The sequence below is a fragment of the Oleiphilus sp. HI0125 genome, from assembly GCF_001635355.1.
This window is the reverse complement of sequence record NZ_LWGF01001159.1, coordinates 1-1,460: the sequence shown is the minus strand read 5'-3', so window position 1 is coordinate 1,460 and position 1,460 is coordinate 1. Positions and strand designations below refer to the sequence as shown.

At 46.4% G+C, this 1,460-nt stretch carries 1 protein-coding gene; it reads left to right on the top strand.

Translation table 11 applies throughout. From position 1 onward, the window contains the following. Positions 1–1,460, top strand: a 1,460-nt coding sequence (locus tag A3762_RS20080) for a chemotaxis protein CheA (RefSeq protein WP_197469433.1), incomplete at both ends; no start/stop codon positions are given.

The window sequence follows — 1,460 nt, the reverse complement described above, 5'->3', positions numbered from 1 at the left end:
CTGAGACCAAAGAATCTGAGGCTTCTATATCATCAAATTCGGACATGATTACTGATGACGAGTTTGAAAAATTACTTGATGATTTGCATGGCCAAGGTAAAGGGCCTGCAAATGAAGCGCCTCAAGCGAATAAGTCTCAGACAACGCCGCCTCCGAGTCCGTCTTCTGTTTCAACACCGGAAAATAAGGAAGTTAGTCAGTCAGCCCCTACTGCTAAGACAAGCCCTGTTGCGAAACCCAAAGTAGCAAGCAGTCCTTCTGCCAGTAAGCCTGCGGCAAAACCCAAGGCTAATGCGCGGGCAGATGGCTTGACGACCGAGACGACCGTTCGTGTTGATACGAAGCGACTCGACGAAATTATGAATATGGTTGGCGAGCTGGTATTGGTCCGTAATCGTTTAAAACGTTTAGGGGATGACAGTACTGACGAAGCCTTGCAGAAGGCGGTGTCGAATCTTGACGTTGTAACGGGGGACTTACAGTCCGCCGTTATGAAAACGCGAATGCAGCCAATTAAGAAAGTTTTTGGACGTTTTCCTCGTGTTGTACGTGACCTAGCTAGAAACCTAAGAAAAGAAGTAAACCTTGTTTTACAAGGTGAAGAAACTGATTTAGATAAGAACTTAGTTGAGGCTCTCTCAGATCCTCTCGTTCACTTGGTTCGAAATGCGGTTGATCATGGCATCGAAATGCCTGATGTGCGTGAAGCAAACGGTAAGCCTCGTGTTGGTGAAGTGTTGTTGTCGGCCGAACAAGAAGGTGACCATATTCTGCTATCCATCCGTGATGACGGCGCAGGTATGGATCCCGAAGTATTACGAAGAAAGGCGGTTGAAAAGGGTGTCTATGATCAGGACGCCGCAGATCGCTTGAGTGACAACGAGTGTTACAACCTGATTTTTGCACCTGGTTTCTCAACGAAAGAAGAGATCTCTGATGTGTCAGGCCGCGGTGTCGGTATGGATGTCGTGAAGACAAAGATCACGCAGCTCAACGGCAGCGTTAATATTGATTCAGAGCTTGGTAAAGGTAGCTGTTTAACGATCAAAGTGCCGTTGACCCTAGCTATCATGCCGACATTGATGGTGAAGCTAGAGCAACAGTCTTTCGCATTCCCTCTCGTAAGCGTTGTCGAAATTTTCCACTTAGATTTAACGAAGACAAATGTTGTCGATGGTCAAGAATGTATTGTTGTCCGAGACAATGTTTACCCATTGTTTTATATCAAGCAATGGCTCGTTAAAAATGGTGGTGCCACAGATCCAGAATTCGCACACGTTGTGATTGTTGCAGTGGGTACTCAAAAGGTTGGGTTTATCGTTGATCAATTAGTTGGGCAGGAAGAGGTCGTAATTAAACCGCTAGGTGGCATGTTGCATGGCACGCCAGGTATGGCGGGCGCAACCATAACAGGTGATGGCCGTATTGCCCTCATTCTAGATATTCCAAGTTTATTAACG